General features: G+C 62.3%; 17 protein-coding genes. 8 read left to right on the top strand and 9 right to left on the bottom strand.

The window, feature by feature from the left end; all coding sequences use genetic code 11:
- Nucleotides 1-82 precede the first annotated feature (82 nt).
- On the top strand, nucleotides 83-1528 hold the full coding sequence (locus tag E9677_RS03265) for an aldehyde dehydrogenase (RefSeq protein ID WP_136557175.1): 1446 nt from the start codon (nucleotides 83-85) through the stop codon (nucleotides 1526-1528).
- A gap of 66 nt (nucleotides 1529-1594) precedes the next feature.
- Here E9677_RS03265 and E9677_RS03260 read toward each other — a convergent pair whose 3' ends face one another.
- Nucleotides 1595-2107: a MarR family winged helix-turn-helix transcriptional regulator gene (locus E9677_RS03260; protein WP_136556648.1), complete on the bottom strand. Its 513-nt coding sequence runs from the start codon at nucleotides 2105-2107 to the stop codon at nucleotides 1595-1597.
- A 164-nt stretch (nucleotides 2108-2271) separates the two neighbouring features.
- Between E9677_RS03260 and E9677_RS03255 the strand changes: the two genes are divergently transcribed.
- From E9677_RS03255 to E9677_RS03245, 3 genes are all read left to right on the top strand, one after another.
- Nucleotides 2272-3828, top strand: a complete 1557-nt coding sequence (locus E9677_RS03255) for an AMP-binding protein (RefSeq protein WP_136556647.1) — start codon at nucleotides 2272-2274, stop codon at nucleotides 3826-3828.
- 50 nt (nucleotides 3829-3878) lie between these two features.
- Entirely contained in the window at nucleotides 3879-4706 is an 828-nt protein-coding gene (locus tag E9677_RS03250) for a p-hydroxycinnamoyl CoA hydratase/lyase (protein WP_136556646.1), read from the top strand.
- 176 nt (nucleotides 4707-4882) lie between these two features.
- Nucleotides 4883-5074 carry a CsbD family protein gene (locus E9677_RS03245; protein ID WP_136556645.1) on the top strand — a complete coding sequence of 64 codons (192 nt, stop codon included), beginning with the start codon at nucleotides 4883-4885 and terminating at the stop codon, nucleotides 5072-5074.
- Nucleotides 5075-5198: 124 nt separating this feature from the next.
- Here E9677_RS03245 and E9677_RS03240 read toward each other — a convergent pair whose 3' ends face one another.
- The 5 genes from E9677_RS03240 to E9677_RS03220 are packed head-to-tail and all read right to left on the bottom strand — an operon-like array spanning nucleotide 5199 to nucleotide 11469.
- Complete coding sequence (locus E9677_RS03240) at nucleotides 5199-6935, bottom strand: acetyl/propionyl/methylcrotonyl-CoA carboxylase subunit alpha (protein ID WP_136556644.1); 1737 nt, start codon at nucleotides 6933-6935, stop codon at nucleotides 5199-5201.
- Between the two features lie 48 nt (nucleotides 6936-6983).
- On the bottom strand, nucleotides 6984-8585 hold the full coding sequence (locus E9677_RS03235) for a 5-oxoprolinase subunit B/C family protein (RefSeq protein ID WP_136556643.1): 1602 nt from the start codon (nucleotides 8583-8585) through the stop codon (nucleotides 6984-6986).
- Nucleotides 8586-8593: 8 nt separating this feature from the next.
- Entirely contained in the window at nucleotides 8594-9400 is an 807-nt protein-coding gene (locus tag E9677_RS03230) for a putative hydro-lyase (RefSeq protein ID WP_136556642.1), read from the bottom strand.
- Nucleotides 9401-9422: 22 nt separating this feature from the next.
- A complete protein-coding gene (locus E9677_RS03225) occupies nucleotides 9423-10187 on the bottom strand; it encodes a LamB/YcsF family protein (protein ID WP_136556641.1) in 765 nt (254 codons plus the stop codon).
- 22 nt (nucleotides 10188-10209) lie between these two features.
- Nucleotides 10210-11469, bottom strand: coding sequence for an NRAMP family divalent metal transporter (locus E9677_RS03220; RefSeq protein WP_168801101.1), 1260 nt, complete (start codon nucleotides 11467-11469; stop codon nucleotides 10210-10212).
- Nucleotides 11470-11791: 322 nt separating this feature from the next.
- Between E9677_RS03220 and E9677_RS03215 the strand changes: the two genes are divergently transcribed.
- On the top strand, nucleotides 11792-12442 hold the full coding sequence (locus E9677_RS03215) for a GntR family transcriptional regulator (RefSeq protein WP_136556640.1): 651 nt from the start codon (nucleotides 11792-11794) through the stop codon (nucleotides 12440-12442).
- 56 nt (nucleotides 12443-12498) lie between these two features.
- On the opposite strand, the gene E9677_RS03210 is transcribed toward E9677_RS03215, so the two are convergent.
- Nucleotides 12499-13002 carry an acyl-CoA thioesterase gene (locus tag E9677_RS03210; RefSeq protein ID WP_136556639.1) on the bottom strand — a complete coding sequence of 168 codons (504 nt, stop codon included), beginning with the start codon at nucleotides 13000-13002 and terminating at the stop codon, nucleotides 12499-12501.
- A gap of 82 nt (nucleotides 13003-13084) precedes the next feature.
- Entirely contained in the window at nucleotides 13085-13648 is a 564-nt protein-coding gene (locus tag E9677_RS03205; protein WP_136556638.1) for a histidine phosphatase family protein, read from the bottom strand.
- 233 nt (nucleotides 13649-13881) lie between these two features.
- Between E9677_RS03205 and E9677_RS03200 the strand changes: the two genes are divergently transcribed.
- The gene (locus tag E9677_RS03200) at nucleotides 13882-14976 is read left to right on the top strand and encodes a glycoside hydrolase family 25 protein (RefSeq protein ID WP_136556637.1); all 1095 of its coding nucleotides are present in this window, start codon (nucleotides 13882-13884) and stop codon (nucleotides 14974-14976) included.
- An 18-nt stretch (nucleotides 14977-14994) separates the two neighbouring features.
- On the opposite strand, the gene E9677_RS03195 is transcribed toward E9677_RS03200, so the two are convergent.
- Complete coding sequence (locus E9677_RS03195; RefSeq protein ID WP_136556636.1) at nucleotides 14995-15174, bottom strand: hypothetical protein; 180 nt, start codon at nucleotides 15172-15174, stop codon at nucleotides 14995-14997.
- Between the two features lie 196 nt (nucleotides 15175-15370).
- Between E9677_RS03195 and treZ the strand changes: the two genes are divergently transcribed.
- A complete protein-coding gene (gene treZ / locus E9677_RS03190; protein WP_136556635.1) occupies nucleotides 15371-17215 on the top strand; it encodes a malto-oligosyltrehalose trehalohydrolase in 1845 nt (614 codons plus the stop codon).
- Nucleotides 17216-17291: 76 nt separating this feature from the next.
- On the top strand, nucleotides 17292-17546 hold the full coding sequence (locus tag E9677_RS03185; protein ID WP_136556634.1) for a hypothetical protein: 255 nt from the start codon (nucleotides 17292-17294) through the stop codon (nucleotides 17544-17546).
- Nucleotides 17547-17668 lie beyond the last annotated feature (122 nt).

Below are 17668 nucleotides of genomic sequence, written 5' to 3'. Positions count from 1 at the left end.
TCGATGGCTGGGGCGGAAATGGTCACGGGCCATGGCCCTGTTCATCGGCGCTAATAACACAGGAGGAGATTCAACCATGAATATGCATATTTCTCTGCTGATCAACGGCGTGGAAAAGTCTGCCGCAGGCGGACGAACCTTCACGCGCATCAATCCCTTTACCCAGGAAGTCGCGACCACGGCGTCCGCCGCCAGCCTCGAAGATGCAGCGGCTGCCGTCGATGCGGCCGCTGCCGCCTTCCCGGCATGGTCCAAGACCGGCCCGGGCGAGCGTCGCAAGATCTTGCTGAAGGCCGCGGACATTATGGAATCGAAGACAGCCGAGTTCTCCGAGCTCGTCGTCGCAGAAACCGGCGCGACCGGCCATTGGGGCGCCTTCAATGTCATGGTTGCCGCCAGCATGCTGCGCGAAGCGGCCTCGATGACCACCCAGATTTCCGGCGAGGTCATTCCGTCGAACAAGCCGGGTTCGCTGTCGATGGGCATGCGCCAGGCTGTCGGCGTCTGCCTTGGCATCGCGCCGTGGAACGCGCCGATCATCCTCGGCACACGTGCGGTCGCCATGCCGCTCGCCTGCGGCAACACCGTCATCCTCAAGGCCTCCGAGCAGTGCCCGGGCACGCATCGTCTCATCGCGCAGTGCCTCGTGGAAGCTGGTCTCCCGACAGGCGCGATCAGCGTCATCACCAATGCCCCGGAAGATGCGGCCAAGATCGTCGAAGCCCTGATCACCAATCCCGCGGTCAAGCGTGTCAACTTCACCGGCTCCACCAAGGTCGGCAAGATCATCGGCGAACTCTGCGGCCGCAACCTGAAGCCGGCTCTTCTGGAGCTCGGCGGCAAGGCACCCCTGGTCATTCTCGACGACGCCGATATCGATGCTGCAGTGAATGCGGCTGCCTTCGGCGCCTTCGCCAACATGGGCCAGATCTGCATGTCGACAGAGCGCATCATCGTCGACGAAAAGATCGCCGACGAGTTCGTCGTAAAGCTCGCGGCCAAGGCCTCGAAGCTGCCGGCCGGTGACCCGAAGGGCCATGTCGTGCTCGGCTCCCTGATCAGCCTGGAATCGGCCAAGAAGATGGACGATCTGATCGCCGACGCCGTCTCCAAGGGCGCAAAGCTCGTGGCTGGCGGTAAGCGCGAAGGCAGCGTCGTCGAAGCAACCCTGCTCGACAACGTGACCTCGGACATGCGGATGTATCAGGAAGAAAGCTTCGGCCCGGTCAAGCCGATTATCCGTGTGAAGGACGAGGAAGAGGCGATCCGCGTCGCCAACGACACCGAATACGGCCTCTCCGGCGCTGTCTTTAGCCGCGATATTCGCCGTGCGCTGGCTGTTGCTGCGCGTATCGAGTCAGGCATTTGCCACATCAACGGCCCCACGGTCTTCGACGAGCCGCAGATGCCGTTCGGCGGCGTCAAGGGCAGTGGCTACGGCCGCTTCGGCGGCAAGGCCGCGATCGCCGAGTTCACCGAACTGCGCTGGATCACCATCGAGGATCCGAACCAGCACTACCCGTTCTGATCACGAAATCGAAACGGCCGCCCTGGGGGCGGCCGTTTCTTTCTGGCCTATGTCAGCCTTTGAAGCTCAGTCCGATTGCGTCGGAACGGGCAGAATGTCGGAATAGATGCGCTTCAGGCTGTCGATGAAGATCTCGAGCTCTTCAGGTGTAAACCGCTCGGTGAAGCGTAGCTCGTGCTGTTCCTGGATGTTCCGGGCCTGTTTCAGAACCTCGATGCCGTTCGCAGTCAGAAGGAGTTCCTGACGTCGCCTGTCGACCGAGGAAGGTTTGCGCTCCAGCAGATTGCGCCCCTCCAGCCGGTTGACCAGCGCCATCATCGTGGCACGATCCATGCTGAGCTGATTGGCGATGTCGATCTGGCTGACCTTGGGATTGGCGGCAATGAGTTCGAGTACGGCGAACTGCTTCTGGGTCAGCCCCAGATCCCCCATGGCGGCCGAATAGTCCTGGTAGATGGCGACATTGGCCATGCGCAGATGGAAGCCAAGAATTTCATCGAGGCGGCCGGTGCGCAGCCGGGAGCCAACTTCGAAAACATCGTCGTCATTCGCCGGCTTCAGATCATTATGTCGAGTCATGGTTTCTCTTCCAGTCATGCGGCATCGAGCTTGCGGAATCATTCATGATCACTTTCGACTGCAACAGTCAAATTCACGCTTGTCAAACCCGGATCGTCAAAATAGTATGCTAAACATACAATTCGCCGAGGAGGCCCTGACGGGTGGCGATGAGGAGGATGAACATGCAGCCTGAATTCCTGTCGGCCGCAGTGGACATGGGGTCCGTCGGTCTGGAGACGGACGACCCGTTGGTCTATCGCGCCTTGGTCAGTCCGGACCGCCCGGCCGCCTATGAAGTCGCGACGGGCCGTTCCGAGACTTACCAGACGCTCGACGACGCTGTCGCCCGCGCAGCTGGCCTGCTGGCCCGAATTATCGGTCGTCGGCCGCTCTCGCAGCGTATCGCCTTCCTTGGGCGCAATTCCATCGACCAGATCATCGCCTGCCTTGCCTGCCAGCGTGCAGGTCAGGTTTTCGTGCCGCTGAACTGGAGACTGGGTGCAGCCGAGCTCGCGCAGATCATTGCCGATTGCGACCCGGCACTTCTCATCCATGACGCAGACTTCTCCGACGTGCTCGCGCAGATCGCCGAGCCGCTGCCGCGAACCATCCCGGTTGAGGGCGCGGAAGGATGGGCGCGGATGGTCGCGGGCTCCGAGCGCGCCGATCCGGTGGCGCTCGATGCCGATAAACCCTGCATCATGCTTTACACCTCCGGGACCACCGGCAGCCCCAAGGGTGTGATCATCACCCGGGGCAATGCCTTTGCATCTGCGGTCAACTTCGCCCTTGTCGGTGAAGTCACCAGCCGGTCGGTGTCGCTCTGTGATCTGCCCTTCTTCCACACGATAGGCCTCGTTGCCATCGGACGCACGACGCTGATGATGGGCGGACGATTGGTGATCTCCGACCGTTTCGTGCCTGACAGGACACTTTCAGTCCTTGGCGATCCCGACCTCGGCGTCACCCATTACTTCGCGGTGCCCCAGATGGCAGCCGCCCTGCGCAATACACCCACCTGGGACCCCTCGGCACTGAAGGCGCTCCAGGCGATCTTCATCGGCGGGGCACCGCTGTCTCCGGCACTGATCGAAGCCTTCCTCGAAGACGGCATCCCGCTCGTCAATGGCTATGGCATGAGCGAGGCCGGCACGGCGATCCACATGCCGCTCGATCGGGATGCGGTCGCACGCCATCCCGGCAGCGTCGGCTTTCCCGCCCCGCTGCTCGCCGTCCGTCTGGTCGGCGAAGACGGCCAGGATGTGCCGGATGGCCAGGTGGGAGAGATCTGGGTCAAGGGTCCGTCTGTCACCCCCGGTTACTGGAACAAGCCAGGCGAGACAGCCCGCGCCTTTGTGGGTGACTGGTACCGCACCGGTGACCTCGGGCGCCGGGATGAAGGCGGCGTGATCCATGTGCCTGATCGCCTCAAGGACATGTATATTTCCGGCGGCGAAAACGTTTTCCCGGCCGAGATCGAGGCCGTGATTGGAGCACATCCCAAGGTGCGCGATGTCGCGGTCCTCGGGTTGCCGGATCCGAAATGGGGTGAATGCGGCGTGGCCTTCGTCGTAGCGCAGGCCGAGAGCCCGTCTGCAGAAGAGATCCTCGCGCACTGCGCCGAGCGTCTCGCCTCCTACAAACGCCCGACCCGCATCGTCTTCCTCGACCAGATCCCGCGCACGGCATCCGGCAAGGCGCAGAAACACATCCTGCGCCAGACCCATGCCCAAAGCTGAAAATGGAAAATGGGCGCAAAGCCCCAACGAAATGCCTCAAGGAGCCAAACATGACTGAGACGAACACCACGCCAGATCCGGTACTGGTCGAATTCGACAACGGCATCGCCTTCGTGACGCTGAACCGCCCGGAAAAGCGCAATGCGATGAATCCGAAGCTGAACATGCGCATGCTGGAGGTGCTCGACGAACTGGAAGCGGATGACCGCTGCGGCGTCCTCGTCCTTCGCGGCGCCGGCCAGTCCTGGTCGGCCGGCATGGACCTGAAGGAATACTTCCGTGAGAACGACGGCAAGGGCCGTGCGGCAGTTCTGAAGAGCCGCCGCCAGTCCGGCGGCTGGTGGAACCGCCTGATGTATTTCGAAAAGCCGACCATCGCCATGGTCAACGGCTGGTGCTTCGGCGGCGCCTTCACGCCGCTGGTCTCCTGCGACCTCGCGATCGCGGCTGACGAAGCCACCTTCGGCCTTTCCGAAATCAACTGGGGCATCCTGCCGGGCGGCAATGTCACCCGCGCCGTGGCCGAGGTGATGAACCACCGTGACTCGCTCTACTACATCATGACGGGCGAGACATTCGGCGGCCAGAAGGCGCGCGAAATGGGCCTGGTCAACGAATCCGTGCCGCTCGTCGATCTCGAAACCCGCGTCCGCGCCCTCTGCGCCAGCCTGCTCGAAAAGAACCCCACCGTTCTAAAGGCCGCCAAGGATACCTTCAAGCGCGTGCGCAACATGCCCTGGGAACAGGCTGACGACTACATCTACGCCAAGCTTGAGCAGATGCTCTTTCTCGACAAGAGCAATGGGCGCGCCGAGGGCCTGAAACAGTTCCTCGACGACAAGACCTATCGCCCCGGTCTCGGCGCCTACAAGCGTTGAGGAATGGACGGAAAACCCAAAAGATCGGTGGTGCTTGCGGGCGTCACCGGAACGATCGTCGTCCTAAAGCATTGTAGATGTAAGCGGATCGTAGAGCGGCTTGAGACGGACTTACCCGGCACATGACCGGATAGCGACTTGAAAGCTGGGCGGTACCGCAAACAAGGAGAACGATTATGGGTTCCACATCCGACAAGATTTCCGGCAAGGCGAATGAACTGACCGGCAAGGCAAAGCAGGCCGTTGGTGACGCTACCGACAATCACAGCCTGGAAGCCAAGGGCGCTGCCCAAGAAGCCAAGGGCCATGGCCAGCAGGCCAAGGGCGAGGCGAAAGACGCCGTGAAGAACGTCGTCGACAAGGCTTGATGTCTTCACATCTCCGCATCTGGCCCGCCATTGGCGGGCCTTTTGCTTTTCAGGCTGACTTGCCTGGCTCCCCGTTACGATCCTTGGGAAGAAGGTGACCCCGCCGGGCCTTGCCGATCAGCCGTCACGCTTCGTAACGTGCAATCTCGTGGCCGGCCTGCAGATAGGCGCCGGCCTCGGCCTTGAACCTGATACGACCGGCGCGCGCAGCCGTAACCTGGGTTTCCATCTTCATGGCTTCCATGACGGCAATCAGATCCCCGGCCTGCACCTCGGTCCCGTCCTCGATCTTGAAGGCCTGCAGCGTGCCGGAAATCGGCGCAGTGACGCTGTCGGCGTCTTCGGCTTTCGCCGAGGTCTGTCCAATCGCATTTGCACCAGCGCCGGCAAGGCCGCCAAGACCCGAAAGCAGCACGGCCGGAATGCCCAGTTCATGGCGCTTGCCGTCGATCTCCACATGGGTGCGGATTAGCGACGCATCCGCGACCGGTTCAGGCCGGGGAGCGGATGCCAGCGTCTCGGCAAAGTCCGTCTCGATCCAGCGCGTATGAACACGGAAACCGTCTTCACCGGTAAAGTCGCTGGCTTCCATCGCCGCGCGATGGAAGGGCAGGACTGTCGCCACCCCTTCGATCTTGAACTCCGCCAAGGCCCGGCGCGCGCGGGCCAGCGCCTGCTCTCGCGTCGCACCGGTGACGATAAGCTTTGCCATCAGGGAATCGAAGGTCCCGGGAATGGTCGAGCCGCTGACGACGCCCGTGTCCAGACGCACACCCGGACCCGACGGCGGGTCGAAGCGCGTGATCGCACCCGGTGTCGGCAGGAAGCCGCGACCGGGATCCTCGGCGTTGATACGGAATTCGATCGAATGACCACGCGGGGCAGGGGTCTCCAGCATCTCGAGCGCCTTGCCCTCGGCAATCCGGAACTGCTCGACGACGAGGTCGATGCCGGTCGTCTCTTCCGTCACGGGGTGCTCGACTTGAAGTCGCGTGTTCACTTCGAGGAAGGAGATGGTGCCATCGACGCCAAGCAGGAACTCTACCGTGCCCGCTCCTGAGTAACCAGCTGCCGCGCAGATCTTACGCGCCGCATCGTGAATCGACTGGCGCTGGTTGTCGCTGAGGAACGGCGCCGGCGCCTCCTCGACGAGCTTCTGGTTGCGCCGCTGCAGAGAGCAGTCACGCGTGCCGAGCACCAACACATTGCCATGCTTGTCGGCCAGAACCTGCGCCTCGATGTGACGCGGTCGATCGAGGAAACGTTCGAGAAAACACTCGCCACGCCCGAAGGCAGCCTCCGCCTCGCGGACGGCCGAATGATAGAGCTCCGCCACCTCTTCCATTTTCCAGGCAACCTTGATGCCACGCCCGCCGCCGCCATGGGCAGCCTTGATCGCAACGGGAAGCCCGTACTGCTTGGCGAAAGCCACGACCTCTTCGGCCGTCTCGACAGGGCCCTCACTGCCGGCCACCAGCGGTGCGCCAACGGAAAGCGCGATCCGCCGCGCCTCGACCTTGTCGCCGAGTGCTTCGATCACATGCGGGTCCGGTCCGATCCAGGTGAGGCCCGCCTCCTGTGCCGCACGGGCAAATTCCGCCCGCTCGGAGAGGAAGCCGTAACCGGGGTGGACCGCATCCGCCCCGGAGCGCTGTGCGATGTCGATGAGCTTCTGAATGTCGAGATAGGTCTCCGCCGGACGGCTGCCGCCAAGGCCATAGGCCTCGTCTGCCAGCGTGACGAACAGCGCATCCATGTCAGGATCGGCATAGACGGCGACGGACTGGAGCCCGTAGTCGCGGCAGGCGCGGATGATGCGCACGGCAATCTCGCCGCGATTGGCAATCAGCACTTTCTTCATCGGGGTCTCCTCACGGTCTTTTATGGCGCCATCGTCTTCGGCGCGAGATCATGCCTTGGCGGGCGTGATCTCGGCGAACTGGGTGATGGGTCGGAAGCGGATTTTGGCGTTCACCGGGATCTGCCCGGCGAGATCGAGATGATATTCGGCAACCGTGCCGATGACGGGATAGCCGCCGGTCAGCGGATGATCGGCGAGGAACAGAACCGGTTGCCCGCTATGCGGAACCTGGATCGCGCCAGTAGCAGTGCCCTCGCTGGGAAGTTCTGCCTTGTCCTTGCGCTCAAGCGCTTCCGGCCCTGAAAGCCGGATGCCGACCCGGTTCGACTGTGGCGTCACATCGTAGATCTGGCTCTCCAGGGTCTCGATCCCCTGCTCGGTGAACCAGTCGCTGCGCGGACCCATCACGACGTCTAGCGTGACGACTTCGCCGGGCGCGGGACAGTCGAAGGCAGGGCTCTCGTCGAGTGATACGGGAGAGAGGCTGCGATCAACGGTGCGGATGGCAAGCACGGCACCGACGCCGACCGGGTCGGGACCGACTATGGCCAGCGTGTCGGTCGAAGCGCTGCCGAGGACCGGTGCAATTTCAAGACCGCCCCGGAAGGCGAGGTAACTGCGAGCGCCCCTGGGGGCAAAGCCGAGCGTGACCGTGTCGCCGGTTTCCAATGAGATTGGTTGATAGCTTGCAGCCTCGATCACGCGACCTTTGACGTCACGGATCGTCAGCGGGCAGGACGCACCAGTGAGTGCCATGACAGTGGGGCCTGAGACCTCGAACGCAAAACCGCCGAGCGTGATCTCCAGACAGGCAGCCTCCACGGGATTGCCGACGATCCGGTTTGCCGCCCGGAACGCACCCTGGTCGAGCGCGCCTGCGGACGAGACGCCTTGGCCTGTCTGGCCGAAGCGGCCAAGGTCCTGCACCAGCGCCGGCATGGGTGCCGCAGTGACCGTGATAGTGGTTGCTGCTGAATGCTCGACCGTTCGGGTCTCGATCCTAGCTGGAGCGGTCTCCGCAATGGTGGTCTGCGCACGCTTTGCCAGATCGAAGAAGCGCACCCGGTATCCCGGCTGGAAGAGGGCCGGCGGCTCGCGTGTCAGATCCCACATCTTCACTGGCGTGGTGCCGATGATCTGCCAGCCGCCGGGGCTCGCCTGCGGATAGACACCGGAAAAGGCGCCGGCGAGCGCCACGGATCCCGCCGGGATCTTCGTGCGAGGGCTCTGCCTCCGCGGCACCTGGAGCGCCGGATCACCGCCGACGAGATAGCCGAAGCCGGGGGCAAAACCGCAGAAGGCAACCGTGAATTCGCTCGCCGTATGCCGCTCGATCACCTCTTCAACGGAAAGTCCGGTCAGATCCGCGACATCGTGCAGATCTTCGCCGTCATAGGTGACGGGCACCTCGACCAGCATGTCGGACGGCGGGATCTTGGCCGAGAGATCGCGATGGGCGATCGCTGCGGCGAGCGTCTCGGCGGTCAGCAATTCGGGGCGAAACCGGATCATCAGCGTCCGCGCGGCCGGCACGATGTCGACGATGCCGTCGACCGGATCGGCCTCCAGCGACGCAAATAGCGCGAGCGTCTCGTCGAGATCTTTCAATTCGACGATCAGAACGGTCAGGCTGACAGGGAGAAAGCGCATTCGGAGCCTCAGGCGTGATAGGCGGAATCGGGAATGTCGGTGATAAACATGTGCCCTGGCGCATGGGTGATCGCAAACGGAACGCCTGACGCCATCACGGCGGCTTGGGGTGTCACCCCGCAGGCCCAGAAGACCGGCACTTCACCCGGTTCGATCCGTACAGCGTCGCCGAATTGGGGCTTCGCCAAGTCGGCAATTCCGAGCTCCTCCGGCGAACCCACATGCACGGGAGCGCCGTGAACGGCCGGAAAGCGGCCGGAAATGGTCGCCGCATCGGCAACTCTACCAGCTGGGATCGGTCGCATCGAAACCACGAGATTGCCATGCAGCCGGCCCGCAGGGCGGCAGGCGCGGTTGGTGAGGTACATCGGCACGTTCGACTTGTCGGTGATGTGGCGGATGTCGATGCCCGCCTCCATCATCGGTGTCTCGAAGGTGAAGCTGCAGCCGATCAGGAAGCTGACGAGGTCAGGACGTTCGGCCCAGGCTGCCGTCGCATCGGTCACTTCCTCTGCAAGCTTGCCATCCCGCCAGATTCGGTAGAGTGGCACGTCGCGGCGCAAGTCGGCACCTTTGGCAAGCACGGTCGCATGCGAGCCGGGATCGGAAACATCGAGCACGGGGCAGGCCTTCGGATTGCGCTGGGCGTAAAGCAGGAAGTCGAAAGCCCAATCGCGCGGCAAAACGATCATGTTCGCCTGGGTAAAGCCCGGAGCGACACCTGAGGTTGGCTCGACGGCACCCGCACGATAGCGTTCCCGGGCTGTCCGTGCGGCGGCCGCATCGACATGGCGCAGAGTGTCGAGATCGATCATTGAAGTCTCTCCTCGTGGAACGTCAGCGATTGAGAAAGGACTGCACGACAATACCGTCCTTTTCGAAGGCCTGCCGGATTTCCTGCGCGATGGCGACGGCGCCGGGGCTGTCGCCATGCACGCAGATGGACTGCGCATCGATTTTGATGATCGAACCGTCGATCGCCTCGATGCAACCCTCGTGGGCGAGTTGCAGCATGCGTCTGGCGATGAGGCCGGCATCATGCAGAACGGCACCCGGCTCCCGCCGCGAGACGAGCGCGCCGGCAGGCGTATACGCCCGATCGGCGAACGCTTCGGCGACAACCGAAAGACCGGAGGCACGGGCAAGCTCAAGGATCGGTGACCCCGCGAGGCCCATCATCACCAGATCAGGATCGATCGCCATGATGCCGTCGATGACGGCCTGGCCCTGCTTGGCGTCGTGAGCGATACGGTTGTAGAGCGCCCCGTGCGGCTTGACGTAGCCGACGGTGACGCCCGCTGCCGCCGCGACACCTTTGATCGCGCCGATCTGGTAGATCACGTCGGCGGTCAGTTCCGCCGAGGTGACATCCATGTCGCGCCGGCCGAAGCCGACGCGATCGGGATAGGAGACATGCGCCCCGATCGAAACACCGCGCTGGGCAGCGGCCTTCACCGTCTTCCAGATGCCGAGCGGATCGCCGGCATGGAAGCCACAGGCGACATTCGCGCTGGAAACGATTGCGAGCATCGCCTCGTCATCACCCATCGCCCAGGCGCCATAGCTTTCGCCGAGGTCGCTGTTCAGATCGATCGCAGTCATGTCTTCCTCCCTTTGGTCCCGGTTACGCGGCGGTCAGCAGCGCAAAGATCGGCCCGATCGACTTGTAGCCCATGTACCAGGTGAGCGCGCAAGTCAGCGCCCCCAGGATCAGCAGCCAGCGCGGATAGCGATAGCCGCCCATCAGGTCGGAGCGCGCCCAGCCGGCATAGATGAAAATCGAAAGACCGATCGGCAGGATGAGGCCGTTCAGACCGCCGACGAAGACCAGCATCTGTGCGGGCGGCGTCGTGATGATGATATAGAAGAACAGCGAGACGGCGATGAAGATGACCGTCGCGATATTGCGGGCGCGTTCGGTCATGTCCTTCTTGAACACGGTGACGAACGAGACCGAGGTATAGGCAGCACCAATGACCGACGTGATGGCGGCTGCCCAGAAGATAGCCCCGAAGATGCGCATGCCGACGTCGCCGGCGGCAGCCTGGAAGGCCTGGGCTGCTGGATTGGCGCCCTTGCCGGTTACATCGATGACCGCGCCGCTGGCAACAACGCCGAGGATGGCGAGGAACAGGACGTAGCGCATGACGCCGGTGACGGCGATGCCGGTCAATGCCGCGCGGTTGACGGCTCCGAGGTTCTCAATGCCGACCGTGCCCTTGTCGAGCAGGCGGTGCGCGCCTGAATAGGTGATGTAGCCGCCGACAGTGCCGCCGACGATCGTCGTGATCGTGGCAAAATCGATGGTGCTCGGCAGGACTGTCTGGAAGAGCGCATCACCGATCGGCGGCTGCGAGACGATCGCGACATAGACGGTGAGCAAGATCATCATGATCCCGGCAACCACGATGACGCGGTCGATGGCAACGCCCGCCCTGTGCGACAGAAAGATCCCGATCGCGATCAGAGCGCTGATTGATCCGCCCAGTTTGGGGTCGAGGCCGAGAAGCGCATTGAGGCCCAGTCCACCACCCCCGATATTGCCGATGTTGAAGAACAACCCGCCGACGATGACCAGGATCGCCAGCACATAGCCGGTGCCGGGAATGGCTGCATTCGCAATGTCGGAGGCGCGCATTTTCGTCAGCGTCACGATCCGCCAGATGTTCAGCTGCACGACAAAGTCGATGAGGATGGAGGCAAGGATCGCAAATGCGAAGGCGGAGCCTAGCTTGGTGGTGAAGGTCGCGGTCTGGGTGATGAAGCCCGGGCCGATGGCGGAGGTCGCCATCAGGAAGATCGCGGCGATCAATGCGCCGCGGCGCGTCTTGGCGGACATGCCGCCGGGTGCGGCCGCAGGGGCCGTTGTCGATGTCTGTTCCATGTTACCCTCTCGGTTGACCTGACCCCGGCTTTGTTGCGGAGCTTGTTGTTCACCTGTGAGAGTAGCCTCTCGTGGTTTCACAATTCTGTCAATATTGTTCAACGATTTTATTTGATCGTTCTACTTTTGTGCCGCAATGTTGAGCAGATTGATGCTCGGATAGGCGGTTTTCGGACCTTGAGGAACAATTTTTGGCCGTGATTGGCTCCCGCCTTGCTGCATTTTCTCACATGGACGATAAGGCAGCAGGGCTTCGAGCCGATCGCCGTGTCGGTGACGGGGCGTGACGATGCGCCGGATGATCCGGTCACTGGGGAAACTGATGGCAGAGACGGAAACGACGGCAGCCTTGGCACCACGGCTGGCGGAAGCAATTCGCGACAGATTGATCAGCGGCGACCTGAAACCCGGCCAGCGCTTGTCCGAAGCGGCTCTCAGTGCCGATTTCGAAGTGTCACGCAATTCTCTGCGCGAGGCTTTCCGTCTGCTCACCAAGGATGGCTTGCTGCAGCATGAGCCGAACAGGGGCGTCTTCGTCGCAACCCCGAGCATGGCCTCGATCATCGATATCTACCGCGTGCGGCGCCTCGTCGAGTGTCAGGCGCTCGCTAATGCCTACCCCAACCACCCGGCCGTTCAGCGCATGCGCGCAGCTGTGGACGCTGCCCGCGCCGCGAGCGATAAGAACGACTGGACGGCCGTTGGCAGCGAAAACATGAAGTTCCACGCGGCGATCGTCGATCTCGCCGACAGCCAGCGGCTGAACGGCTTCTATGCCCAGATCGCCGCTGAACTACGCCTGAGCTTCGGTCTGCTGAAAGAGCCGGAACTGCTCCACGCCCCCTATGTCGAGATGAACGCCGCGATCCTGGAAAAGCTCGAAGCGGGCGATCCGAAGGGAGCGGCCGTGGCGCTCGAGGCCTATCTGTTTCAGTCCGAACGGACTGTTCTGGCCGCCTTTTCCCGGATCTGAATGCTACGACCTGTGGCGCCCGGGTGGGCTTCACCCATAGAGGCGCCATCTGTCATTCACGGGCGCGCTTCCTCCGCACTTTCGCTCGCTTCCTTGAAGCGGGCCTCGAACTCGAGACGCAGCGCTCTGCGGGTCTCGGCCGCATTTTGTCGGCGTTTGCGCACTTCGGACTGCGGCCTGTAGGGCGGCACGGCAGTGGGCCTGCCTTCGGCATCCACGGCGACCATGGTGAAATAACAGGAATTGGTGTGGCGCCGCTCGCCGCTGCGGATGTTTTCCGCCTCGACACGAATGCCGACTTCCATGGAGGTGCGTCCGGCCTGGTTGATCGATGCCCGGAAGGTCACGAGTTCCCCGACATGGATCGGCTGGCGAAACACGACCTGGTCGACCGAAAGCGTCACCGCATACTGCTGCGAATAACGCGAAGCGCAGGAATAGGCGACACGATCGAGAAGATTGAGAAGTGCCCCACCATGCACCTTGCCTGAAAAGTTGGCCATGTCAGGCGTCATCAGGACCACCATTTCGAGTTGGCTCGTGTCGTGTGTCTGTTCCATGCGGCCCCCTTTGTCGACTTGCTTCTCCGGCAACCATATTGCGCTGCGGCGGGACTGCAAGACGAGAGGTAGCCTTCAGCTGTCATTCCCCGGCGGATTGCCGACCGATCACGGAGACAGCGCCGTCACCGCCGATGGTGGCGAAGACCAGTTCCCCGCTGCGAGGCACCACGGAGGTGAGCCCCGTGATGTTCACCTGATGTGTCACGAGCACGCGTGGTGCCGCGGATCGGGTGGCGATCAGCCAGGCCCGCAAGGCCTCCGTCTGCTCCCTCCCGTCTGCTCGACCACCGAAGAAGGAGTTGAGAAGCGGCTGCTCTGCGACGGGTCCGAGATCGAGAAGTTCCGCCGTATCAAGACATCGGCACCACTGGCTGGAAAACACGGAAGCCCTGCGGATCCTATTGTCGCGAAACAGTTGGCCGATCCGCTCCGCCTGTGCCCGCCCATCGGCAGAAAGATTGCGTTGCGTGTCGCAGTCACCGATACGCATGCCTGGCGGGTCTCCGGTTCCCGGCGCAATGGCGTGACGCAGCAGGACAAAGGCGTCGCCCGATCGCAAGGCCTCCCAGGGATCTGCAGCGGGGGCGGCACCACCGGCAAGGGCAAATAAGGACGTCAGAAGAAAGGAACGTCTCTGCAGCATGGCCCACTTTCCTTCTGCATCACAAACTTGAATTCACCGCTGATACGGATGGCCAGACGCTCGGGATTGGCAGCCAATCGCACATATCCGTGAACAATCGCCGTCCGCTCTGTGCCAGTCTGACTCGTAAAGATTGCATTCACTTTTTCCCGGTAAAGCTTTGTTAGCAATTCCCAGAAGCTACGGGTGTCCGCCTTCGCATGCGCCCGGCCCAGTATTCGAGTCCGTGTGCCATGCGTTCCAAGGTCATTCCCTCGCTCCTCATCGGCTGTCTGGTGCTTGCCGGCTGCAGTGCGCGCACGAGCCCGATCGAGGCTCTCAAGTTGCAGTCCCAATCCGCACAGAGGGCACAACCGGTCCAGGCCGCCTCGATGGCTCCGGTTCCAGCCGTTGCCGTGGACGAGCAGACGGGATCGATTGCGTCAACTTCGGGCGCGGACCCACAGGCACTCGCCTGGGCAGGCGACACGCCCAACCAGGCCCATTTCGAATCCGCAACGATGACGGCCGGTATGCCGGTTCCGGATCAGCGCCCGGTCGCCATGCTTGCGCGGCCAGCCTCCCCTCTCGCAACTCCAGAGGAGCCTGGCACTCGCTCTTCCGGGCGCCACCGGGTCTACAACCAGCGCTTCAGCGACGCGAAGCCGATGAATTTCGGCAAGGTCAAGCCGAAGCATCACGCGGTGCATGGCGTCGACGTGTCGCGCTGGCAGGGAAATATCGACTGGCCCAAGCTGCGCAGCCAGGGCGCCAACTTCGCATATATCAAGGCGACCGATGGTGGTGATCACCTGGATCCGATGTTCCACACCAACTGGAAACGGGCCAAGGAAGCCGGGGTGAAGCGTGGTGCCTACCATTTCTTCTATTGGTGCCGCGTCGCCTCCGAGCAGGCCGACTGGTTCATCCGCAACGTGCCGCGCGACCCGGATGCCCTGCCACCGGTCATCGATGTCGAATACAACGGGGAATCCAGCTGCCGCTTCCGGCTTTCGCCCGAAAAGGCGCGCGAGAAGATGCAGGTCTTCATGGATCGCCTCGAACGTCACTATGGCAAACGCCCGGTCATCTATACAGCCCCGGACTTCTATAAGGATAATCTGCGCGGTCAGTTCCTCGATTATCCCTTCTGGCTGCGTTCGGTCGCCGCCCACCCGTCCAAGATCTATCCGGATCGTAAGTGGGTCTTCTGGCAGTATTCCGGCTCGGGCCTGTCCCAGGGTGTCAATGGCAAGATCGATCTCAACGTCTTCTACGGGTCGGTTGCCGACTGGCAGAACTGGGTGGCCGGCAAGAAGAGCTGGCAGCGGGTCGCGGGCCTGCGCTGAGGCCCGCGCCTGGTGAGCTCAAATCGCGACGCCGGGTTCGGTGACGGGTGGATCACGCGTCTCGTCGGGATTGGGGTTCGGCAACTCGTCCGGAAGCAAATCCGGCTCCGGTTCTTCGACCGGAACCTCCGGTGCCCAGGTTGGGGCCGGCATGGGTGGCTGGTCGCCGAATGGCGATGATGGGTCGTTGATAGACATGATCGTCTCCCTGTTTGCCGCATGCCGCAGGATGCAGCGAGATTGGCAGTATGACTCTCCAAGTCCGACGCCGACGCTTTGTTCCTGAATGCCTCTGAACTCTTGCGGGTTGCCGGAACCTGTGTGAACGACCGGAACCTTTCTCCCGACCCTGTGTTTTGATCGGCTCCAGCTTTCAGCAGAGGTGATCACACAGATGGACCAATCGCAGCCAGCCGCTGACGAGGTGCCGTTCGAACAGGAATACCGCGTCTTTCAAAAGAGCTGGGGTGCGGAATACACCGCTGCCGGAGAGGTGCGGTTTCGCCTATGGGCACCTGCAGTCGAAATGCTGAGCCTTCGCCTCGGCGAAGAAATCGTGCCAATGTCGCCGACCGGCGACGGCTGGTTCGAGCTGCTCGCCACCAATCTGGCTCCCGGCACGTCCTATGCTTTCGTCACGCCAGATGGAACGGAAGTTCCAGATCCTGCCGGACGGGCCCTGGAAAGCAATGTTCATGGTCCGTCGATCTTGGTCGATCCCACCGCCTATCGATGGCGTCACGCTGCCTGGTCAGGACGCCCCTGGTCTGAGGCCGTAATTTACGAGCTGCATGTGGGGACCTTTACTGAGGAGGGGACTTTCGCAGCTGCAGCGAAGAAGCTGCCGGGCCTCGCGGACCTCGGGATCACGATGATCGAGCTGATGCCCGTCGCAGCCTTCGGTGGCGCGCGCGGCTGGGGCTATGACGGTGTGCTCCTTTACACCCCGCACCCTGCCTATGGGTCTCCGGACGACATGAAGTCCTTCATCGACACCGCCCATGGCCTCGGTCTGATGGTCATGCTCGACGTCGTCTACAATCACCTCGGTCTGGACGGCAATTATCTCTCTGCTCTTGCGCCTGCATTCTTCCTGGACGAGGGCACGCCCTGGGGACCTCGGCCGGATGTCTCAAAATCGCCGACGCGTGATTTCATTGTCGAAAACGCGCTCTACTGGCTCGAGGAATTCGCTCTCGACGGTTTGCGCCTCGATGCAGCCGATCGAATTGAGAAGGACAAGAGCGAGGTTCAATTTCTGGAGGACCTCGCCCGACGCGTTCGCCAGACATTTCCAGAGCGGTATGTCCATCTGGTCGTCGAGGACAGCCGCAACATCACGCGACTGCACGAACGGGCAGAGGACAATTCCACTCCGCTCTATGATGGTGTCTGGAACGACGGCTATCACCATCTGATCCACGCCTGGGCGACAGGTGAGCATGGCGGGCATTACCAGGCTTTCGCCCGGGATTTCTGGCCGAGGATCGGTAAGACTCTTGCGTCAGGCTTCGTTCTTCAAGGTGAACGGGTCGATGGCAAGGGCGACGAGGTCTTTGGAGAGCCGAGCGGTCATCTGCCGCCCGTCACCTTCGTCAACTTCCTGCAAAACCACGACCAGGCCGGCAATCGTGGTAGGGGCGAGCGCCTCTGGAGCCTGATCGACGCCGATCTCGGCGAGCGGCTGATGGCCATGATGCTGCTCGCACCGCAGATCCCACTCCTCTTCATGGGTGACGAGTTTCGCTCGAGGGGCCGGTTCTTTTTCTTCAGCGACTATCCTGAAGGCTTGCACCAGAACGATCCAGATGAGCGGCTCCAGCAGGCGCGCAATTTCGGCACCGAAGATCTGGCCATGCACGAGATCCGTGATCCGAATGTGCCTGAAACATTCGCCATCTCCAAACTGGACTGGGAGGAAGCCGAGACGGGCACGGGGCGGGCGACCCGAACTGCTTTCCGCGACCTCCTCGAAAAGCGATGTCGGCACCTCATTCCCTTGCTGAAAGATGTCGGCGGTGGTGTGGGACATCTGCTGCTCGCTGAAGACGGCCGGCTCGCGGTCGACTGGCAGTTGGGAGAAAGCCGCTGGCAATTGCGCGCGAATTTCGGCGAGGCCCGCGCCACCTTGCCGCCCGTACACGGCATGACGGTCCACATTCATGCGGATGACACCGAAGCGGATATTCGCGACCTGTCTGAATTCCGACCGGGCTCGTTGATCGTCGTGTGCGGCTGAGTCTGGAAAAAAACAGGATGATGGACGGAACCAATGTCCTGCCGGCTAGTTTGAGCGACATCAGGAGGAGTGCGGCATGACTCGGGTTTATTGTGACATCGTCCCCCAGGCGAATGGTTGGTGCTTCTTGTGCGAAGAAGGCCAGTCGGCGGTCTATCCTACCTATCGGCTCGCGGTGGAGGCCGCTCGCCAATATTCAGAAAGCCAGAGTGCCGTTCGCAAGTTGACGGTTATCCGCCAGCAGGATTTGCGCGGTCGCATGCTGGAAGTGGCTGGCGTGACGCAGGCATGGGCGCCGGAAGGCGATACCGGAACAGGTGGACGCGCCTGACGTCAGCGTCCGGCCAAAGATATCGGAATGTAAGTGACGTCATCAGGGGCGGAAGGGGTAGAGGCAGGCAAGCGGCGTCGATTTTCGACATGCCGGGCGCGTCGCCATGCCCGCGCGCCAAT

It is taken from the genome of Peteryoungia rhizophila (assembly GCF_004912145.1).
Classification (GTDB): Bacteria; Pseudomonadota; Alphaproteobacteria; order Rhizobiales; family Rhizobiaceae; genus Allorhizobium; species Allorhizobium rhizophilum.
This window is presented reverse-complemented; position numbering and strand designations above follow the sequence as displayed.

What these genes read in the sequence shown, in the direction of transcription:
- treZ (WP_136556635.1), top strand. Translation starts at nt 15,371, where the DNA reads ATGGACCAATCGCAGCCAGCCGCTGACGAGGTGCCGTTCGAACAGGAA.
- E9677_RS03245 (WP_136556645.1), top strand. Translation starts at nt 4,883, where the DNA reads ATGGGTTCCACATCCGACAAGATTTCCGGCAAGGCGAATGAACTGACC.
- E9677_RS03195 (WP_136556636.1), bottom strand. Translation starts at nt 15,174, where the DNA reads ATGTCTATCAACGACCCATCATCGCCATTCGGCGACCAGCCACCCATG.
- E9677_RS03215 (WP_136556640.1), top strand. Translation starts at nt 11,792, where the DNA reads ATGGCAGAGACGGAAACGACGGCAGCCTTGGCACCACGGCTGGCGGAA.
- E9677_RS03235 (WP_136556643.1), bottom strand. Translation starts at nt 8,585, where the DNA reads ATGCGCTTTCTCCCTGTCAGCCTGACCGTTCTGATCGTCGAATTGAAA.
- E9677_RS03210 (WP_136556639.1), bottom strand. Translation starts at nt 13,002, where the DNA reads ATGGAACAGACACACGACACGAGCCAACTCGAAATGGTGGTCCTGATG.
- E9677_RS03255 (WP_136556647.1), top strand. Translation starts at nt 2,272, where the DNA reads ATGCAGCCTGAATTCCTGTCGGCCGCAGTGGACATGGGGTCCGTCGGT.
- E9677_RS03250 (WP_136556646.1), top strand. Translation starts at nt 3,879, where the DNA reads ATGACTGAGACGAACACCACGCCAGATCCGGTACTGGTCGAATTCGAC.
- E9677_RS03260 (WP_136556648.1), bottom strand. Translation starts at nt 2,107, where the DNA reads ATGACTCGACATAATGATCTGAAGCCGGCGAATGACGACGATGTTTTC.
- E9677_RS03205 (WP_136556638.1), bottom strand. Translation starts at nt 13,648, where the DNA reads ATGCTGCAGAGACGTTCCTTTCTTCTGACGTCCTTATTTGCCCTTGCC.
- E9677_RS03265 (WP_136557175.1), top strand. Translation starts at nt 83, where the DNA reads ATGCATATTTCTCTGCTGATCAACGGCGTGGAAAAGTCTGCCGCAGGC.
- E9677_RS03230 (WP_136556642.1), bottom strand. Translation starts at nt 9,400, where the DNA reads ATGATCGATCTCGACACTCTGCGCCATGTCGATGCGGCCGCCGCACGG.
- E9677_RS03220 (WP_168801101.1), bottom strand. Translation starts at nt 11,469, where the DNA reads ATGGAACAGACATCGACAACGGCCCCTGCGGCCGCACCCGGCGGCATG.
- E9677_RS03225 (WP_136556641.1), bottom strand. Translation starts at nt 10,187, where the DNA reads ATGACTGCGATCGATCTGAACAGCGACCTCGGCGAAAGCTATGGCGCC.
- E9677_RS03240 (WP_136556644.1), bottom strand. Translation starts at nt 6,935, where the DNA reads ATGAAGAAAGTGCTGATTGCCAATCGCGGCGAGATTGCCGTGCGCATC.
- E9677_RS03200 (WP_136556637.1), top strand. Translation starts at nt 13,882, where the DNA reads ATGCGTTCCAAGGTCATTCCCTCGCTCCTCATCGGCTGTCTGGTGCTT.
- E9677_RS03185 (WP_136556634.1), top strand. Translation starts at nt 17,292, where the DNA reads ATGACTCGGGTTTATTGTGACATCGTCCCCCAGGCGAATGGTTGGTGC.